Source organism: Nocardia vulneris (assembly GCF_001613425.1).
Lineage (GTDB): Bacteria > Actinomycetota > Actinomycetes > Mycobacteriales > Mycobacteriaceae > Nocardia > Nocardia vulneris.
Genome location: NZ_BDCI01000036.1, coordinates 226,185 through 244,606, shown reverse-complemented (window position 1 = coordinate 244,606; position 18,422 = coordinate 226,185). Strand labels below are relative to the sequence as shown.

19 protein-coding genes are annotated in these 18,422 nt (G+C 69.9%); 11 read left to right on the top strand and 8 right to left on the bottom strand.

Annotated elements, in window-relative coordinates; genetic code table 11:
* Positions 1 to 37 precede the first annotated feature (37 nt).
* Positions 38 to 511 (top strand): MarR family winged helix-turn-helix transcriptional regulator, encoded by a 474-nt coding sequence (locus NVU01S_RS33060; RefSeq protein WP_244467346.1) that lies wholly within the window; start codon positions 38 to 40, stop codon positions 509 to 511.
* A gap of 14 nt (positions 512 to 525) precedes the next feature.
* Here NVU01S_RS33060 and htpX read toward each other — a convergent pair whose 3' ends face one another.
* Positions 526 to 1,407, bottom strand: a complete 882-nt coding sequence (gene htpX, locus NVU01S_RS33055) for a zinc metalloprotease HtpX (RefSeq protein ID WP_014988504.1) — start codon at positions 1,405 to 1,407, stop codon at positions 526 to 528.
* 115 nt (positions 1,408 to 1,522) lie between these two features.
* The gene (locus NVU01S_RS33050; RefSeq protein ID WP_029899394.1) at positions 1,523 to 2,545 is read right to left on the bottom strand and encodes a polyprenyl synthetase family protein; all 1,023 of its coding nucleotides are present in this window, start codon (positions 2,543 to 2,545) and stop codon (positions 1,523 to 1,525) included.
* A gap of 166 nt (positions 2,546 to 2,711) precedes the next feature.
* On the opposite strand from NVU01S_RS33050, the gene NVU01S_RS33045 reads away from it, so the two are divergent.
* Positions 2,712 to 3,977, top strand: coding sequence for a geranylgeranyl reductase family protein (locus NVU01S_RS33045; RefSeq protein ID WP_043674516.1), 1,266 nt, complete (start codon positions 2,712 to 2,714; stop codon positions 3,975 to 3,977).
* 25 nt (positions 3,978 to 4,002) lie between these two features.
* Complete coding sequence (locus tag NVU01S_RS33040) at positions 4,003 to 4,437, top strand: helix-turn-helix transcriptional regulator (protein ID WP_052280856.1); 435 nt, start codon at positions 4,003 to 4,005, stop codon at positions 4,435 to 4,437.
* Here NVU01S_RS33040 and NVU01S_RS33035 read toward each other — a convergent pair.
* Both NVU01S_RS33035 and NVU01S_RS33030 read right to left on the bottom strand, forming a co-directional pair.
* Entirely contained in the window at positions 4,424 to 4,873 is a 450-nt protein-coding gene (locus tag NVU01S_RS33035; RefSeq protein ID WP_043674661.1) for a hypothetical protein, read from the bottom strand. The genes NVU01S_RS33040 and NVU01S_RS33035 overlap by 14 nt on opposite strands.
* Before the next feature lie 11 nt (positions 4,874 to 4,884).
* Positions 4,885 to 5,457 (bottom strand): PadR family transcriptional regulator, encoded by a 573-nt coding sequence (locus NVU01S_RS33030; RefSeq protein ID WP_043674520.1) that lies wholly within the window; start codon positions 5,455 to 5,457, stop codon positions 4,885 to 4,887.
* Between the two features lie 100 nt (positions 5,458 to 5,557).
* Here NVU01S_RS33030 and NVU01S_RS33025 point away from each other — a divergent pair, with 100 nt between their 5' ends.
* Positions 5,558 to 5,995: a VOC family protein gene (locus NVU01S_RS33025; protein ID WP_043674523.1), complete on the top strand. Its 438-nt coding sequence runs from the start codon at positions 5,558 to 5,560 to the stop codon at positions 5,993 to 5,995.
* A 63-nt stretch (positions 5,996 to 6,058) separates the two neighbouring features.
* On the opposite strand, the gene NVU01S_RS33020 is transcribed toward NVU01S_RS33025, so the two are convergent.
* Positions 6,059 to 6,565 (bottom strand): DUF2505 domain-containing protein, encoded by a 507-nt coding sequence (locus NVU01S_RS33020; protein ID WP_014988511.1) that lies wholly within the window; start codon positions 6,563 to 6,565, stop codon positions 6,059 to 6,061.
* A gap of 39 nt (positions 6,566 to 6,604) precedes the next feature.
* On the opposite strand from NVU01S_RS33020, the gene NVU01S_RS33015 reads away from it, so the two are divergent.
* From NVU01S_RS33015 to NVU01S_RS33000, 4 genes are all read left to right on the top strand, one after another.
* Positions 6,605 to 7,066: a DUF3592 domain-containing protein gene (locus tag NVU01S_RS33015; protein WP_043674525.1), complete on the top strand. Its 462-nt coding sequence runs from the start codon at positions 6,605 to 6,607 to the stop codon at positions 7,064 to 7,066.
* A gap of 74 nt (positions 7,067 to 7,140) precedes the next feature.
* Positions 7,141 to 8,283 (top strand): glycosyltransferase family 4 protein, encoded by a 1,143-nt coding sequence (locus NVU01S_RS33010; protein ID WP_043674664.1) that lies wholly within the window; start codon positions 7,141 to 7,143, stop codon positions 8,281 to 8,283.
* A 167-nt stretch (positions 8,284 to 8,450) separates the two neighbouring features.
* The gene (locus tag NVU01S_RS33005; protein WP_014988514.1) at positions 8,451 to 9,161 is read left to right on the top strand and encodes a demethylmenaquinone methyltransferase; all 711 of its coding nucleotides are present in this window, start codon (positions 8,451 to 8,453) and stop codon (positions 9,159 to 9,161) included.
* Positions 9,162 to 9,274: 113 nt separating this feature from the next.
* Entirely contained in the window at positions 9,275 to 13,438 is a 4,164-nt protein-coding gene (locus NVU01S_RS33000) for a bifunctional nitrate reductase/sulfite reductase flavoprotein subunit alpha (protein ID WP_043674667.1), read from the top strand.
* A 15-nt stretch (positions 13,439 to 13,453) separates the two neighbouring features.
* Here the strand turns inward: NVU01S_RS33000 and NVU01S_RS32995 are convergent, their stop codons facing one another.
* Positions 13,454 to 14,488: an aldo/keto reductase gene (locus tag NVU01S_RS32995; RefSeq protein ID WP_043674528.1), complete on the bottom strand. Its 1,035-nt coding sequence runs from the start codon at positions 14,486 to 14,488 to the stop codon at positions 13,454 to 13,456.
* 113 nt (positions 14,489 to 14,601) lie between these two features.
* Between NVU01S_RS32995 and NVU01S_RS32990 the strand changes: the two genes are divergently transcribed.
* A complete protein-coding gene (locus NVU01S_RS32990) occupies positions 14,602 to 15,222 on the top strand; it encodes a TetR-like C-terminal domain-containing protein (protein WP_043674535.1) in 621 nt (206 codons plus the stop codon).
* Between the two features lie 59 nt (positions 15,223 to 15,281).
* On the opposite strand, the gene NVU01S_RS32985 is transcribed toward NVU01S_RS32990, so the two are convergent.
* A complete protein-coding gene (locus NVU01S_RS32985; protein WP_043674538.1) occupies positions 15,282 to 15,860 on the bottom strand; it encodes a TIGR03086 family metal-binding protein in 579 nt (192 codons plus the stop codon).
* A gap of 172 nt (positions 15,861 to 16,032) precedes the next feature.
* On the opposite strand from NVU01S_RS32985, the gene NVU01S_RS32980 reads away from it, so the two are divergent.
* Both NVU01S_RS32980 and NVU01S_RS32975 read left to right on the top strand, forming a co-directional pair.
* Positions 16,033 to 16,269, top strand: coding sequence for a DUF8836 family protein (locus NVU01S_RS32980; protein ID WP_014988520.1), 237 nt, complete (start codon positions 16,033 to 16,035; stop codon positions 16,267 to 16,269).
* A 142-nt stretch (positions 16,270 to 16,411) separates the two neighbouring features.
* A complete protein-coding gene (locus NVU01S_RS32975) occupies positions 16,412 to 16,651 on the top strand; it encodes an Rv3202a family protein (RefSeq protein ID WP_043674541.1) in 240 nt (79 codons plus the stop codon).
* Between the two features lie 60 nt (positions 16,652 to 16,711).
* Here the strand turns inward: NVU01S_RS32975 and menD are convergent, their stop codons facing one another.
* On the bottom strand, positions 16,712 to 18,355 hold the full coding sequence (menD, locus tag NVU01S_RS32970; protein WP_043674545.1) for a 2-succinyl-5-enolpyruvyl-6-hydroxy-3-cyclohexene-1-carboxylic-acid synthase: 1,644 nt from the start codon (positions 18,353 to 18,355) through the stop codon (positions 16,712 to 16,714).
* Between the last annotated feature and the right edge of the window lie 67 nt (positions 18,356 to 18,422).

Genomic DNA, 18,422 nt, shown 5'->3' with positions numbered 1-18,422 from the left:
CAGCGTGGCCGGATCCGTTCATCGAGAGGCGGCGCGGATGTCAACGGAGCGGCGGGGCGACGCGGGCATGGCGGTGGAGGAGAGCGTCCGGAGTCTGCTGTTGCTCATGCCACGGGTGGTCGGACGGGCGAAGAAGATGCGCGTTCCCGAAGAGCTGCAATCGTTTTCGCTCGCGCCCCGGCATCTGTCGCTACTGGCGAACCTGGTTTTCGAGGGCCCGATGACGGTGAACGATCTGGCCGCGCGGCTCGAGGTCGCGCCCACCACGGTGAGCCTCATGGTGAGCGATCTGAGCAAACACGGTGTGCTGGAACGGCGCTCGGACGAGGCCGATCGCCGGCGCACGATCGTCGCGATCGCCGCGGCGCACGAGAAGTCGGTCAACGACTGGCTCGGCGGCAGCGCGCGGGCGTGGCGAAAGGTGCTGGCGCCGTTGGACGCCGAACAGCGCAGGCTCTTCGTGGACACCCTGCGCGCCTACGAGGACGAGCTGGCGGCCGAACACGAGTGAGCGGCGTGGCGCGCTCAGTAGTCGCGCCGGCCCCCCGCCATATCCTCCAGCCGGGCGATCCGGTCGGCCATCGGCGGATGGGTGGAGAACCACCGAGCAGCTCGCTCACCGACCCGGAAGGGGTTGGCGATCATGAGGTGCGACTGGGCGGTCAATTGCGGCTCCGGCGGCAAGGGGGCGGCCTGTACGCCGCGCTCCAGCTTGCGCAGCGCCGAAGCGAGCGCGAGCGGGTCACCGGTGAGCTCGGCGCCGGACTGGTCCGCCTGGTATTCCCGGGAGCGGGAGACGGCCAGCTTGATCAGGCTCGCCGCGATCGGTCCGAGCAGCGAGACGAGCAGCACCCCGAGCATGTTCGGGCCCTCGCCGTTGCGGTTGCCGCCGAACGCCGAGGCGAAGAAGGCCAGGTTGGCCAGGCCGGAAATGACCGCGGCGAGCGCACCCGCGACCGACGAGATGAGGATGTCGCGGTTGTAGACGTGCGAGAGTTCGTGCCCGAGCACGGCCCGCAGCTCGCGTTCGTCGAGGATCTGCAGGATGCCGCTGGTACAGCAGACCGCCGCGTGCCGCGGGTTGCGGCCGGTGGCGAAGGCATTGGGCGCGTTGGTGGGGCTGATGTAGAGCCGCGGCATCGGCTGCCGGGCGGTGGTCGCCAGTTCGCGCACGATGCGATAGATCACCGGCGCCTCCAGCTCGCTCACCGGCTGCGCGTGCATGGCCTTCAACGCGAGCTTGTCGCTGTTGAAGTACGCGTACGCGTTCATACCGACGGCCAGCAGGATGGCGATGATCAGGATCGTCGGGCTGCGGAACATCGCACCGGCGAACACGATCAGCGCCGAAAGGCCGATCATCAATCCGAACGTCTTGAGCCCGTTCGCATACCCGTGCCCGTGCATAGGTCTCCTTGCCCACGCCCCCGTGAGTCGTGTGTCTTACACCAGACAAACGATAGGACTCCGCACCGAGTTCCAGCGGGAACCGGCGGATGGATTCGGGTGAAAGCCGGGTCGTTCAGCCGACGCGTTCGATGGTGTAGCGGACCAGCCGCTCGAGCGCGTCGTTGGCCGGGCCCTGCGGCAGTGCGGAGAGTTCGGCGTGCGCGAGGTCGGCGTAGCCGTGCAGCTTCTCCTTGGCCAGCACCATGCCGTGCGAGCGGCCGAGCAGCTCGAGCGCCTCCTCGACTTCCGCGTCGGTGCCGAGCGGCTGGGCGAGCAGCTTGCGCAGCCGGTCGCCGTCGGCGCCCTCGTCGCGCAGCGCGTACAGCACGGGCAGGGTGTGCACGCCCTCGCGCAGGTCGGTGCCGGGGGTCTTGCCGGACTGCTCGGTGGCCGAGGAGATGTCGATGATGTCGTCGGAGATCTGGAAGGCGGTGCCGACCGCGTCGCCGAGCCGGGCGAGCCGCTCGACATGATCCAGCGAAGCCCCCGAGAAGGTGCCGCCGAACCGGCCCGCGGCCGCGATGAGCGAACCGGTCTTCTCCCACACCACGCGCAGGTAGTGCTCGACCGGATCCTGGGTCTCGCGGGCCCCCATGGTTTCCCGCATCTGGCCGGTGACCAGCTCGGCGAAGGTTTCGGCGATGATCCGCACGGCGTCGGGACCCAGGGTGGAGGTCAGTCGCGAGGCGTGCGCGAACAGGTAGTCGCCGGCCAGGATGGCGATGTTGTTGCCCCAGCGCGAGTTCACGCTCGGGGCGCCGCGGCGCATGGTGGCCTCGTCCATCACGTCGTCGTGGTACAGCGTGGCCAGGTGCACCAGTTCCACGACGGTGCCCGCGGTGACGAGCGCGGGGTCGCTCGCACGCGGGCCCAGCTGACCGGTCAGCAGGGTGAACAGCGGACGGAAGCGCTTGCCGCCGGCCTTGGCCAGGTGCAGGGCCGCCTCTTGCAGGAACTCCTCGCCGTCGGACAGCTCGGCGACCAAGAGTTTCTCGACCTCTTCCAGGCCGGCGCGCACGGTCGCGGCGAGTTCGGTGTCACCGAGATCGACCCCGGCGACCACCGTGCTCTCGTCCGTAACAGCCGATGTGCTCATTTCTTCTCCCGCCGATGCGTCCGACCCCACGGTAGAGAACCTAGCGTGTCCTCAGCCGATGGCCCATGAACACCGTCACTATGCGGTGTATCAGACACTTTGGCACACCATTTTCGGTGCGCCGCGCGCGCCCGCGCCGCCGGGGACCCGTGCAAGTATTGAAGTCATGGGTTCACCGGAAGTCACCCCCGCGAGCGGGGACGCGCTGCCCGCACAGGCCGAGGTGCTGGTCGTGGGCGCGGGCCCGGCCGGTTCGGCATCGGCGGCCTGGGCCGCGCGCGCCGGGCGCGAGGTGGTGCTGCTCGATTCCGCCGTCTTTCCCAGGGACAAGACCTGCGGCGATGGGCTGACGCCGCGCGCCACGGCCGAACTGGAGCACCTCGGGCTGGGCGAATGGGTGCGCGCGCACACCGTCAATCACGGCCTGCGGATGACCGGTTTCGGCCGCGAAGCGCTGCTGAACTGGCCTGCCGGTTCGTTCCCCACCTACGGAAGTGCGGTTCCCCGAACCGAACTCGACGACAAACTGCGCGAGACCGCGATGAAGTCCGGCGCGCGGATGATCGACGGCACGAAGGTAATCGATGTCACGCGGGACGGGGACCGGGTCACCGGCGTGACGGTGCGCACGGCCACCGGTACGCACACCATCGGGTGCACGCTGCTGATCGTCGCCGACGGGGTGCGTTCGCCGGTCGGCCGGCTGCTCGGCCGCACCTGGCATCGCCAGTACGCCTACGGCACCGCGGCCCGTGCCTACATCAAGTCCGGCCGCAGCGACGATCAGTGGATCACCTCGCATCTGGAGCTGCGCGATGCCGAGGGCGCCCTGGTGCCCGGCTACGGCTGGGTGTTCCCGCTCGGCAACGGCGAGGTGAACATCGGCGTCGGCTCGCTGGCCACCGAACAGCGGCCCTCGCACATCGCGCTGAAGCCGCTGCTGGAGCACTACACCAAGCAGCGCTTCGAGGAATGGCAGTTCGAGGGTTCACTGCGCGCGGTGGCCTCGGCGCTGCTGCCGATGGGCGGCGCGGTCTCCCATGTCGCCGGGCGCAACTGGGTGCTGGTCGGTGACGCCGCGGGCTGTGTGAACCCGCTGAACGGCGAGGGCATCGACTACGGCCTGGAGGGCGGGCACATGCTGGCCGGGCTGCTGGACGAGCCGGACCTCACCACGATCTGGCCCGAGCTGCTGCGGGCCCGCTACGGCCGCACCTTCTCGGTGGCGCGCCGGATCGCCGGGCTGGCCACCCATCCGAAGATGGTGCCGATCGGCGGCCCGCCGGTGATGCGCTCGAAGTACTTGCAGCGCACCGCCGTCCGGGTGATGGGCAACCTGGTCACCGACGAGGACGTCGACCTCACCGCGCGCGCGTGGCGGGCGGCGGGCCGGATGTCGATGCGCGTCGACGACCTCCCTCCGTTCGCCTAGCCACGAGACGGACGGCGGTGGCGTGATGAGTGGACGACCGCACAGCGCGCCGCCGCTGGCACTGCTGCCACATCTGCGGCGCGCCCGCGATCTCGCGGATCGACGGTATGCCGACCCGCTCGATCTGGACGAGTTGGCCGCCGCCGCAGGGGTTTCCAAATATCACTTCCTGCGGGCGTTCGCCGCGGTCTACGGACTGACGCCCGCCGCGTACCTGACCGAGCGGCGGATCGAGCGCGCGCAGGATCTGCTGCGCGCGACCAACCTGACGGTCACCGAGGTCTGCATGCTGGTCGGCTACAGCAGCCTCGGCTCGTTCAGCAGCAAGTTCCGCAAGCTCGTCGGGGTGACGCCCTCGGAGTACCAGGCGAAGTTCGCCGACGGGGCGCCCCGTATTCCGGGTTGTTTCGTGTTCATGCACGGCCTCAGCGACCGCAGCGCGAAACCTAGACCGCCGTAGGGTTTTCGATGCGGAACACGGCGCTGCGCGGTGCGGCGGCGGCGAATTCGTCCGGATCGGCCGAGGTCACCAAACCGAGTTTGACGAAGAACGGCACACCGTGCGGCACCTCGCGCGGGAATTCGCGCAGCACGGCGGGGCGCTCGTCGGCCGGGAGCTCGACGAGATCCACCCGGTTGCGCCGGCGTCCCTCGGCCAGGATGCCCCAGTGGCTCTTGCGGGCGTTGCGCACCCACTCGGCCTGGCCGTGCCCGACGACGTAACGCGCGCCGCGCACGGTCAGTGGCGAGACCGGCGTGGTGCGCAGCGCACCGGAGGCGCGACCGGGCACCGAGAGCACCCGCATCGTGCCGAGCGGTACGCCCAGTCGGTTGAGCGTGATCACCACGCGGTTCATCGGTTTGAGCCAGCCGGGCAGGCCCAGTTTCGTCACCATGGCAACTCCTTTCAGGTCGCCCACGGCAATTCGCCGTCGGCGATGCGTTTCGCGGTGCGCTCCACCCAGCGCAATTCGGTGGCGCGCAGTTCGCGGTCGAGTTCGGTCTCCACCAGCACGATCGGTGGAATCTCCGTCGAATGTGCCGCGGCCAGTGCGGCATCCAGCTCGGCCAGGTCGGTGCGCAGAACCTGTGCCCGGCGCGTGAGCAATTCGGCCGCGCGGTCGGGGGTCAGGTTGAGGATGTGCGCCAAACCCGCTGCGAACCGCGGGTATTCGTTGATCGGTTCGGCGAGGTACTCGTCGAGCAGCGAGTCGAGTTCGGCGCGGCCCGCGGCGGTGATGGTGAACGTGGTGCGCTCGGGCCGCGCGCCGGCGCGGCTGCTGCCGGTCGGCGCGATCAGATCGTGTGCGGCCAGCCGGGCGACGGCGTCGTAGACCGACCCGCCGCGCATCCGCACCACCCGGCCGACGTGCCGGTCCCGGATCAGCGCCTGCATCTCGTAGGGATGCATGGGCCGCTCGTTGAGCAGGCTCAGCACCGCCAGCGCCAGCGGGGTTCTGCGGGCTCGCGAGGCCGCCATCGGACTCCTTAGTCGAATTCGAATAACCGAACTCGACTATACGCTGAACACAGCAATTCCGGAGAAGCTCACGGCGGCCGCGCGGCCATAGCCTCGTCGCATGACGACAATTACGAATGTCTCGCTGGTCACGGTGTACGTCACCGATCAGACCGAATCGAAGCAGTGGTATATCGACAAGCTGGGCTTCGTCGAGGTCACCGATATCACCATGGGCGACAACGGGTTCCGCTGGGTCACCGTGGCCCATCCGGCGCATCCCGAGCTCGAGATCGCGCTCATGATCCCCGGTCCCCCGCTGGACGAGGCCCTGGCCGAGGCCATCCGGCGCGCGCTCGGCAGCGGCACGCACGGGGCGCTCGGCCTGCGCACCGAGAACTGTCAGAAGACCTTCGAGGAACTCACCGCCAAGGGCGTGGAGTTCATCCAGCCGCCCGCCGAGCGGCCCTACGGCACCGAGGCCATCATCCGGGACAACTCCGGGAACTGGCTGGTGCTGGTGGAGCAGAAGGAGTACTCGCCCGGGGACTTCGCCTAGCCGGTGCCCGGCGGACGTGGCTCGTCGTCCCGGGCGTACCGGGACGACGAGGCCGTGCGGGGGTCAGGCAGTCGCCTGCGCGGCGACCCACTCCTCGATGAACTTGCGCTCGCTGTTCAGCACGCGGTGATGCAGCTGCTCGGCCAGCGGCTCGATGGCGCCGCCGACCAGCGGCACGTGCACCTGCACGGTGCCGACCACCTCGATCTCGGAACCCTCTGCGGTCGAACGCATTTCGTAGGTGCCCGACATCTCGGTGCTGATGCCGCCGGTCGAACCCTCGAAGGTGCCCTTGGCGACATCGCCGTCGAGCGCCTGCCAGTGGTCGGTGCGCGAGAGCATCAGTTCACTCTTGAGCACCTTGCTGACCACGCTGGGAACCTTGTCCTGCGCGGCCTTTTCGGTCATATGGATGCGGATGGAGTCCGCCCCCTCGGGATGGGAGAGGTCGAGCGTGGCGGTCTCGGCGTCGGCGAAACGCGCCTGCCAGACCTTGTCGTCGGTGAGTGCCCGGTGAAGATCTTCGACCGGGACGGTGTAAGGCACGGTGAAGCTGAATTTTCGGGACATGCGCGACACGGTAGCCGAGTCGGTCGGTAGCCTGTTGCGGTGTTGGAAACCACCCAGTCTGATCGGCGGTCTGTCCGCCTACGGCGGGCCAGGATCGGTGTCATCACGGCCGCCACGGTGATCAGCGTGCTGATCGTGCTGCTGGTGCTGGCCGCCTGGCGCAACGACTTCCTGATCGACTCGGACAAGGGTGTCACCAGCGCCGAGGTGCTCTCCGCGGGCAGGCTGCGCTCGGCGGTCATGTACGTGACACCGGACGGGGAAACACACAATCCGAAGGTCGGCGTGCTCTACCCGACCAATCTCACGGCGGGTGAACGCATCCGGGTCGAGTACTACCGCGCCGATCCCGATCTGGTCCGGGTGGAGGGCCGCGACGTGCGCGTCGCCATTCCGCCCGCGCTGTCGGTGATCGTGGTGGTGTGGCTGGTCGCGCTGCCCGCGCTGTGGCTGCTGCACCGGGCCGGCCGACGGCGGCCGCGGGCCACGGCGACCACCTAGGAGTTCGCCGGATCTTTCCGTTTCCTTCACGCCGGCGTGAGGCCGTGGCGCGGTGCGCGGGTCAATCTGGGATGGTGCGTGTAGCGATCGTCGCGGAGTCGTTTCTGCCGAACATGAACGGCGTCGTGAACTCCGTGCTGCGGGTGCTGGATCACCTCGACAGCCACGGCCATGACGCCCTGATCATCGCGCCGGACACGGTGCGCGGCCTGCCACCGGCGGCCCGCTGGCACGACCGGTTCCGGGTGCATCGGGTGCCCGCGGTGATGGTGCCCAAGATCAGTTCGCTGCCGGTGGGCCTGCCGCAGCCGGGAATCGTCTCGGCTATCGCCGATTTCGACGCCGACGTGGTGCACCTGGCCTCGCCGTTCCTGCTCGGCGCCGGCGGACTCGGCGCGGCCACCCGGCTGGATCTGCCGACCGTGGCGGTCTATCAGACCGACGTCGCCGGTTTCGCCAAGAGCTACGGTCTGTCGCTGGCCAGCCGGGCGGCCTGGGCCTGGACCCGGCGCATCCACGAGGGCGCGACCCGCACCCTGGCCCCGTCCAGCGCCGCCGCGCAAGACCTTGCGAGCCATGGCATTCCGCGGGTGCACCGGTGGGGACGTGGCGTGGACATCGCCCGGTTCACCCCGTCGGCGCGACGCACCGAGCTGCGCGCCGCGTGGCTCGACGGTGCCGACAGGCTGGTGGTCGGCTTCGTCGGCAGGCTCGCGCCGGAAAAGCACGTCGAGCGGCTCGCGGTGCTCGCACACGATCCGGACATCCAACTGGTCATCGTCGGCGGCGGGCCCGAACGCGACCGGCTCACCCGGCTGCTGCCGAACGCGGTGTTCACCGGCGAACTGGGCGGCGACACCCTGGCCCAGGCGTACGCGAGCCTGGACGTGATGGTGCACGCGGGCGAACACGAAACCTTCTGTCAGGGCGTACAGGAGGCCCTCGCGTGCGGTGTGCCGGTGATCGGCCCGGACGCGGGCGGCCCGCGCGACCTGATCGCGCACTGTCGCAACGGATATCTGCTCCCGGTCGACCGGTTCACCGAACTGCTGCCGAGTGCCGTTGCGGCACTGCATGATCCGGCGCTGCGCGCCCGATTCGCCGGTGCCGCGCGCAAATCGGTGCTGCACCGCACCTGGCCCGCGATCTGTACCGAGCTGATGGGCCACTACGCGGACGTCACCGGCATGCGGATGCGGTTGCCGCATAGCGCCTGACCGCGGGCGGCCGCGGCGCCGGTGGCCGACCGGATCGGGCCCACCGGCCTCGTGAGACCATGGGTAACCCACCGGGCCCCGCCCGGACCCGCGACGTATCCGGCGCAGGCCCTGGACACGGTTCGGCGGATATCCGACTGGTACGGCCTGAAGACGCGGAGAGGCGCATGAGCGTGGCGAAAACAGAATCGGTTCGGGCCTCACTGGACAAGCAGCCGCACGAGATCGCGTCGATGTTCGACGGCGTCGCCCGCCGCTACGACCTGACCAACACGGTGATCTCGGGCGGCCAGGATCGCTACTGGCGCTGGGCGGTCCGCAAGGCGCTGGCCCCGCGCCCGGGCGAACGGGTGCTCGACCTCGCGGCGGGCACCGGCGTGTCCACCCTCGATCTCGCGAAGTCCGGCGCCTGGTGCCTGGCCGCCGACTTCTCGCAGGGCATGCTCGCCGCGGGCAAGTTCCGCAAGGTGCCGATGGTGGCGGCCGACGCGACGGCGCTGCCCTTCGCCGACAACTCCTTCGACGCGGTGACCATCTCCTACGGCCTGCGCAACATCTCCGACACCGATGCGGCGCTGCGCGAGATGCTGCGCGTCACCAAGCCGGGCGGCCGGCTGGTCATCGCCGAGTTCTCCACCCCGGTCATCCCCGGTTTCCGCACGGTGTACATGGAATACCTGATGAAGGCGCTGCCGAAGGTGGCTCGCGCGGTCAGCAGCAATCCTGACGCCTACGTGTACCTCGCCGAGTCGATCCGGGCCTGGCCGAACCAGCGGCAGCTGGCGATGCGGATCGCGGGCAACGGCTGGGCATCTGTGAAATGGCGCAACCTGACCGGCGGGATCGTGGCGCTGCACCGGGCCTACAAACTCGGCTGACCTGCGATCTTCATCACACCTCACCGGCGCGGATGCGGCTTGTGAGGTGGATTGTGACCTCCCGATAACGCGCGGTAAACCCCGCGCAATCGGCGATGGCCATGATCGGGAGCATGTTGGACGCAGGCGGCACCACCAGGACGGCATGTTCGTACTGCGGCGTCGGGTGCGGAATCACGGTGCAGACGAAGGCGGACGCCGCCGGTAAGCCGGTGCTCGTCAAGGTGAGCGGCGACAAAATGCATCCGTCGAACGCGGGCAGGCTGTGCACCAAGGGCGCCACCCATCTGGAACTCATGCGCACGCCCGGCCGGATGGAGACGGCGTTCCGGCGGCCCGAGCGCGGGCAGGAGCCGGTGCCGGTCGCGGTGGACGAGGCGGTGCGCGAGGCGGCCGCCCGGCTGCGGTCGATCCTGGACGAGCACGGGCCGGACGCGATCGCGCTCTACGTTTCCGGGCAGATGTCGCTGGAGGCGCAGTACCTGGCGACCAAGCTGGCCAAGGGCTATCTGCGGACCTTGCACATCGAAGCCAATTCGCGGCTGTGCATGGCGAGCGCGGGCACCGGTTACAAGCAGTCGCTCGGCGCGGACGGTCCGCCCGGCTCCTACGACGATATCGACCACGCCGATCTGTTCTTCGTGATCGGCGCGAACATGGCCGACTGCCACCCGATCCTGCACCTGCGCATGGTGGATCGGCTCAAGGCGGGCGCGAAGCTGATCGTGGTCGATCCGCGGCGCACCGAAACCGCCGCGCGGGCCGACCTTTTCCTGCAGATCGCCCCGGGCACCGACCTCGCGCTGCTCAACGGCCTGCTGTACCTGCTCGTCGAAAACGGGGATATCGACGAGGATTTCATCGCCGAGCACACCGAGGGCTGGACGGCGATGCCGGAGTTCCTCGCCGACTATCCGCCCGCGCGGGTGGCCGCGCTCACCGGGCTCGCCGAGGCCGATATCCGTACTGCCGCAACCTGGATCGGCGCGGCGGGCGAATGGATGACGCTGTGGACGATGGGGCTCAACCAGTCCACGCACGGCACCTGGAACACCAACGCGATCTGCAACCTGCACCTGGCCACCGGCGCGATCAGCCGCCGGGGCAGCGGTCCGTTCTCGCTGACCGGGCAGCCGAATGCCATGGGCGGGCGCGAAATGGGTTATATGGGCCCCGGCCTGCCCGGGCAGCGCAGTGTGCTCGCCCCGGCCGATCGCGCCTTCGTCGAGGCGGTCTGGGGCGTCGCGCCCGGCACCATCCGGGACGAGGTGGGGCCGGGCACCATCGAGATGTTCCGCGAGCTGGCCGCCGGGCAGATCAGGGCGGCCTGGATCATCTGCACGAATCCCGTTGCCACCGTGGCCAATCGCAAGACGGTGCTGGACGGCTTGGAAGCCGCCGAGCTGGTGATCGCCCAGGACGCCTACGCCGAGACCGCCACCAACGCCTACGCCGACCTGCTGCTGCCCGCCACCCTGTGGGCCGAAGCCGATGCGCTGATGGTGAATTCGGAACGCAACGTCACGCTGCTGCAGCGCTCGGTCGAGCCGGTCGGCGAGGCCAGGCCGGACTGGTTGCTGATCGCCCAGGTCGCCACCGCGATGGGCTTCCCGGGCTTCGACTTCGAGTCCAGCGCGGCGGTTTTCGACGAGATCAAACAGTTCGCGAATCCGGCCACCGGATACGACCTGCGCGGCATGGATTTCGAACGGCTGCGGCAGGGTCCGATGCAGTGGCCGTGCCCCGACGGTGCCCGCCCGCGCAACCCGATCCGCTATGTCAACGACGGTGTGAGCCAGCATCCGCACGTCGACGAGCACGGCCGTCGGCCGCGGCTGGCCTTCGCGACACCGAGCCGCCGGGCGGTGTTCTGGCCGCGCCCGCATCTGCCCGCCGCGGAACTGCCCGACGACGACTATCCGTTCCTGCTCAATACCGGTCGGCTGCAACACCAGTGGCACACCATGACCAAGACCGGCAAGATCGACAAGCTGACCAAGCTGAACGGGCAGCCGTTCGTCGAGGTGCATCCAGACGACGCGGAACGACTCGGGGTGCGGCCGGGCGATCAGCTCGAAATCGCGTCCCGCCGTGGGCGGGCCGTGCTTCCGGTGCAGATCGGCGACCGGGTGCGGCCGGGTGACTGCTTCGCGCCGTTCCACTGGAACGACGAGCACGGTGAGTATCTGACGATCAACGCGGTCACCAACGATGCCGTCGACCCCGCTTCGCTGCAGCCGGAGTACAAGGCGTGCGCGGTGTCGTTGCGCCGGGTCGCGGTGCCGGAACAACCCGAATCGCCTGCCATCCCGATCCCCGTCGCGCCGCATCCGCTGGCGGTGGTGCTCGGTCTGGACGCGACGACCACGCCGACCCTCACCGAGGTCGAACGGATCTACCTCAGCGGATATCTGGCTGCGCTGCAAGCTGTTCCGGTGACCGGCCAGCCGGTGCTGCCCGCGTCCGCGCCGATCGCCGCGCAGAGCCGCACCTGGATCGATGGCCTGCTGGCGGGAATGTATTCGCGCGCTGCCGATGCCGCGGCCGCGCCGACCCGGCCGGTGACCGTGCTGTGGGCCTCGCAGACCGGCAATGCCGAGGAACTCGCCGCCACCGTCGCCGCCCGGCTGACCGAATGCGGTTTCCTGCCCCAGCTGCTCGATATGGACTCGTGCACCGTCGCGGCCCTGACCGGTGACGTGCTGGTGGTCACGAGCACCTTCGGCGACGGCGGGCCGCCGGACAACGGGACCGACTTCTGGCAGCAGCTGGACGACAAGGCGATTCGACTGGGCGGCATGCGCTATGCGGTGTTCGCGCTCGGCGACTCCTCCTACGACGACTTCTGCGGGCACGGCCGGAAATTGGACGAGCGCTTCGCCGAATACGGGGCCACCCGGCTGCTGCCCCGGGTCGAGAGCGAACCGGATTTCCAGGAGCCCGCCGAACGCTGGCTGGACGCGGTGCTCGCCGTGCTCGGCGATCAGCTGAACGGCGAACTGCCGCAGGAGGATTCGAGTCCGTCCGCCGGGCAGCCGGGAATCGCGGTGCCGCAGGTGCGTCAGCACACCCGGACGATGACCTCGGTGCTGACCAGAGCCGCCGCGCCCGCACCGGGACGAACCAGGCGCGAAGTCCCCCAATTCACCCGGAACTCACCGGTGCCCGCGCCGCTGGTCCGCAACGAGACCCTCACCGTCGCCGGATCGGCGAAAGAGGTGCGCCAGTTCGGCTTCGACCTGCGCGGGCTGGAAGCCGGCTACGAGGTCGGCGATTCGCTCGGCATCTGGCCGGCCAACGATGCCGCGCTGGTCGGCGAGTGGCTGGCCACCACCGGGCTGGACGGCCGCCGGGTCATCGAGGTCGACGATCGGGAACTGACCCTGGCCGAGGCGCTGCGCACGCACTACGACATCAGCAAGGTGAGCAACGACCTGCTGGCCTTCGTCGCCGAACGCAACCCGAACATCCGGCTGGCCAAGCTGCTGCGCCGGGACAACCGCAATGAACTGGACAACTACCTCTGGGACCGGCAGGCGGTGGACGTGCTGCGCGATTTCCCCGTGCGGGCCGATCTGGTCGACTGGCTGGGCACGTTGAAAAAGCTGCAGCCGCGCCAGTATTCGATCTCGTCGAGCCCGCTGGTCAGTCCCGGCGAGGTGCAGCTGACCGTGGGCGTAGTCCGCTACGGCGACCCCGCCGCCACCGGGTCGATGGCCCGGCGCGGCGGCGTGTGCTCGACCTTCCTCGCCGACCGCGCGGGCGGCGAGGCGGGCACGGTGCCGATCTTCCTGCAGCGGGCGCCGCACTTCCGCCCGCCCGCCGACCCGGCGGCGCCGATGATCATGGTGGGTCCCGGCACCGGCATCGCCCCGTTCCGCGGCTTCCTCCAGGAACGCCGGGAGCTCGGCTGCACCGGCCGCAACTGGCTGTTCTTCGGCGAACAGCACGCGGCCACCAACTTCTACTACCGCACCGAACTGGAGGACATGTTCCGCTCGGGCTTCCTCACCCGGCTGGATCTGGCCTTCTCCCGCGACCAGCGCGAGCGGATCTACGTGCAGCACCGGATGATCGAGCACGGCGCCGAACTCTGGTCCTGGCTGCGCGACGGCGCGCATCTGTACGTCTGCGGCGACGCCACCCGGATGGCCAAGGACGTCGACGACGCGCTGCTGCGGATCATCCGGGTGCACGGCAAGGTGGACGAGGCCGCAGCGCTGGCGTACCGCAAACAGCTCGTCGCGCAGAAACGCTACGTGCGCGACGTCTACTGACCGCCCCCTCGGCGCTCAGACCAGGGGCGGATTCAGGCGGGTGAAATCGCCGAGCCGGTGGTACGGGTAGTACGGGTACGGCGGTGTGGTGGCGCCGGCCTTGTCCAGTCTGGCCACCTGCTCGGCGTCCAGCTCCCAGCCGATGGCGCCCAGGTTCTGCCGCAACTGTTCCTCGTTGCGGGCGCCGACGATGACCGTGGCCACGGTGGGGCGGCGCAGCAGCCAGTTGAGCGCGATCTGCGGGACGGTCTTGCCGGTTTCGGCAGCCAGGTCGTCGAGCACGTCGACGACGTCGTAGAGCTTCTCGTCGTCCACGTGCGGGCCTGCGGCGGCGGTCTGGTGCAGGCGGCTGCCGTCCGGAAGGGGCCGGCCGCGCCGGATCTTGCCGGTCAGCCGACCCCAGCCGAGCGGACTCCAGACCACGGCGCCGACGCCTTGGTCCTGGCCGAGTGGCATCAGCTCCCACTCGTAATCGCGACCGATCAGCGAGTAGTACACCTGGTGCGCGACATACCGGGTCCGGCCGTGCTCGTCCGCCGCGGCCAGCGATTTCATCAGCTGCCAGCCTGCGAAGTTGGAGGCGCCGACGTAGCGGATCTTGCCCGCGCGCACCAGATCGTCCAGGGTCGCGACGACTTCCTCGACCGGGGTGCCCGCGTCGAAGGCATGCAGCTGGAACAGGTCGAGGTAGTCGGTGCCGAGCCGGCGCAGCGCCGCCTCCACCGCGCCGATCAGCCGCGCCCGGCCCGAGCCGGCCTGCCCGGGGCCCGGACCGGTCGGCAGCGACGCCTTGGTGGAGATGAGCACCTGGTCGCGTCTGCCCTTGATGGCCGCGCCGAGCACCTCTTCCGACGCGCCGTCGGAGTAGACGTCGGCCGTGTCGAACATGGTGAGACCCGCCTCCAGGCTGATGTCGACCATCCGCCGCGCCGCCGCGGCGTCGGTGTCGCCCCAGGCGCCGAACAGCTCGCCCCGGCCGCCGAAGGTGCCCGCACCGAAACTCAGCGCTGGAACGTGCAGACCCGATGCGCCCAGCCGCCGGTATTCCATCTCCGCGCCTACCGCCCGATCATTCATCGGTCCACCCTCCTAAAGGGTCTATAGTTTCGTTAACGCGTCGAACAGTACACCCGATCGGCCACAAATGAAACTGGAGTTCCGTTATGACTGATGCCGAGGCCACGCCCGGCTCGATTCGCCCAGGTGGACGCACCGCTCGCGTGCGCGAGTCGGTGCTGAAGGTCGCCGGTGACCTGCTCGCCGAGCGCGGCTTCGGCCAGTTGGATCTGGCCGAGGTCGCGGCGGCGGCGGAGGTCGGCAAGACCACGGTGTATCGCCGCTGGCGTACCCCCACCGGCCTGATCACCGACCTGCTGATCGACATGGCGGAGCAGTCCGTCGGCCACACCGACACCGGGTCGCTGCTCGACGACCTCACCGCGAACGCCCGCCTGGTCGCCCGGACCTTGACCGACCCGCGCCAGGGCAAGCTCTTCCAAGCCGTCATCGCCGCGGGCACCTGCGACGAAGCCGCCGCCACCGCGCTGCGCCGGTTCTACGATGTGCGGCTCACCGAGTGGTCCCCCTGCGTGCACCGGGCGATCGAACGCGGCGAAGTGCCGCCCGGCACGGACGCCCGCGCCGTCCTCTCGGCCGTGTCCGCACCGCTCTACTACCGCCTGCTGGCCAGCGGCGACCCGATCGACGACGACGCAGCCGTCGCCGCCGCCCACGCCGCGGTAACCGCTGCCGCCGCAGGTGTTTTCGTGTCGGCGCCGAGCTGACCGCTCGCATCGGCGCTGATACGGGGGCGAGTCAGGCGTTGCCGCGGTATGGTTTTCGGCTACGCGGACCAGTCCGCGCGGCGGCCGGTGAGCGCGAGGACCCGATCCAGCGCCGAAGCTTCGGTGGGGACCGGGAGCACCGGGCCGAACAGCCCGGGTGTGCCTTCGGCGGGAGTTTCGCTCAGCAGGTCGAGCAGGGTGGCCAGATCGGTCGCGGTGGCGTCGAAGGGCTGACCGGTTGCCTTGGCCAGGTCCCAGCCGTGCACCACCAGTTCGTCCAGCGCGATCATCGCCATCACCGGCGCGGCCTCGCTCACCCCGCCCGCCTCGGTGATCCCGTCCCACGCGCCCGGCTCCCGCCACGCCCCGACCAATGCCTTCAGCTGCGCCGAGATCAAGGCACGCCACTCGGCGGGCAGCGCGTTCTCGGGCGCGATGACCGGCGCCACCGACCCGCCGACCGCCTCCTTGGTCGCCGCCTGCCGGAACGCCTCGGTCAGATCCACCACGTGGGCGAGCAGATCCCGGACGGTGGTGTCGGCGCACGGGGTCGCGGCCGCGAGCTGATCGTCGGCGATCCCGTTGATCACGGTGTCCAGTGCGGTGGCCGCCGGTTCGAAATCGAATTCCTGGTTCATGGATTCTCCTGGGCGAGCGGTGGGTCTCAGCAATGCAGACGAACCAGCCGCCCGGAACTCATCGCCGGGCCATGTCGACCCGGTCTCGGATTGATCTCGCCGGTGCTCCGCGCATTTGCCCCGCGACCAACTCGTGACCGCGAAAACCGCTGGAAAAGCGGACAATTGGGAGATGAAGGGTGATCGGGTGGAGATCGTCGTCGATTTCGGGGACGGGTCTCGCAGTTATGAAGTGGCGGCGACCCGGGCGGGGCGGCGGGTCGAGGTGCGGATCGCACGCGGTGTGGTGGAAGTGAGCGAGGTGACGCGCACCGGTAATCCGGTGCGCACCGCCCGGTTCATGGCGGGCCGCACGCTGGCGCTGGTCGAATACCCCGCCGACGGGAACGGCGCGCGCGCCGACGAGTGACCCCGCGACACAGGTGCGCACGGGTTGCCCGGCGGCCGGACGAGGCGCATCCTCGACAGTGCTGGGACTGACGCCCGCCTCGATTGCGGCGTGCCCCCACGGGTATGCCGACACGCGAGGCCTACGCCGAGAGGAGCGCACGATGACCGATCGCAGCCCTGTCCGCGACATCGATCCGGTGCCGGAAGCCGACCTCGCGGAGCAGTCCATGCCCGCCTACCCGGACGAGCTCGGCTATCCCGACGACGGACCGGACCAGGACGGCCGGCTCGCCCCCGACCTGGCCGAGAAGGCGGCTCCCGACCGGTGGAACGCCGATCCGGCGGACGTGGTCGAGCAGTCGATCGAGGTGCCGTTCGACGACGAACCCGATATCGCCTGACCCGGCGCCGCGCCCGAATGCCGGTGCGGCCCATGGGCCCTGCTCAGGGCAGCTGCCGGCTCAGGGGCAGATCTTGGCGCGCACGGTGGCGTGCAGCTCGCGCAGGCTGGACCGTTCGGTGGCCACCTCCAGCACGCGGGTACCGTGCGCGTGCCCGGTGAGTTCCACGGCCAGCTGCTCCGGATCGACCTGCCGGTGCGGAATGCGGTAGGCGGCGCACAGCGCGGCGAGATCCATCCCGTGCGGGGTGCCGAACACCCGCTCGAACACGCCCGCGTACTGCGGATCGCCCTGTTCGAGCAGTTCGAAGATGCCGCCGCCGTCGTCGTTGGCGACCACGATGGTCAGGTCGGCGGGGCGCGGTTCGCCCGGACCGATCAGCAGGCCGGAGGCGTCGTGCAGGAAGGTCAGGTCGCCGATCAGCGCGACGGTGCGGCCCTCGTGGTGCAGTGCCGCGCCGACGGCGGTGGACACCGTGCCGTCGATGCCCGCGACGCCGCGATTGGACAGCACCCGGATGCCCGGGCGCGGATGCGATACCAGCGCGGCGTCGCGCACCGGATTGGACGCGCCGAGCACCAGCTGGTCACCCTCGCGCAGCGCGTTCATCACCACGGCGGCCACGTGCAGGCCGGTCGGCTTGGGGTGGCTGCCGAGTTCGGCGCGCACCACCTGATTCGCCTTCTCGTCGAGTTCGCGGCAGTAGGCCAGCCATTCCGGGCGCGGCGCTCCGCTCGTCACGGCGCGCGTCCCGGTGCCGAGCACGTTGCCGGAGACATCGGGCCAGCGCGGCCCCGTGGTGAGCGCGTAGACCCGAACCGCCGGATCGGCAAGAACTTTGGACACCTGACGGTGCAGGGTCGGTCGTCCGGTGATGATCGCCTGGCGCGGCCGCAACAGCGGCAGCGCGAGCGGATGCAGCGCGGGTCCGTGCATCGGCGCGGTGGGTTCGGCGACCGTGGGCAGCTGGGCCAGCTCCGGCCGCAGCCCCGCGCCGTGCCCGGAGATGACGACGGTGTCCGGGGTCAGGTCGAGGTCGAGGGGCACGTCCAGGGTGGCGTACTGGGTCTTGGTCCAGGCTTCGTCGGCGTCGCGCCCGGGCGGGGCGGTTTCACCGGGCGCGAGATCGGGAACCAGCGGCTCGCGCAGCGGGATGTCGAAGTGCACCGGCCCCGCGTTGCCGGAGCGGGTGCCGCGAGCCGCGGCGAGCACCCGGCACACCGCCGAGCGCCACTGGCTGTTCTGGTGTCCGTACTCCGCGCAGTCCGCGGTCGCGTGCTCCTCCTCGGCGAGGCCGAGGCTGATCGCGGCCCGCACCTGGCTGCCGAACAGGCCGAACTGCTCGACGGTCTGGTTCGCACCGGAGCCGAGCATCTCGTAGGGCCGGTTCGCGCTGAGCACCACCAGCGGAATGCGCGCGTAGTTCGCTTCGAGCACGGCCGGGCCGAGGTTCGCGACGGCGGTCCCCGAGGTCATCACGACGGGCACGGGCAGCCGGCTCGCGATCGAGAGGCCGATGGCGAGGAAGCCCGCGGTCCGCTCGTCGATGCGCATGTGCAACCGCAGTCGACCGGCGGCGTCCGCGGCCTGCAAGGCGAAGGCCAGCGGCGCGTTCCGCGATCCGGGGCACAGGACGACATCCCGTACACCCCCGCGCGCGAGTTCGTCCACGACGACCTGCGCTTGTGCTGTAGACGGGTTCACGCCTCCAGCCTCTCAGACAGTGCACCCGCCGTCTGCGTCGCCCTGGTCACACCGCGCTCCTTTGCCC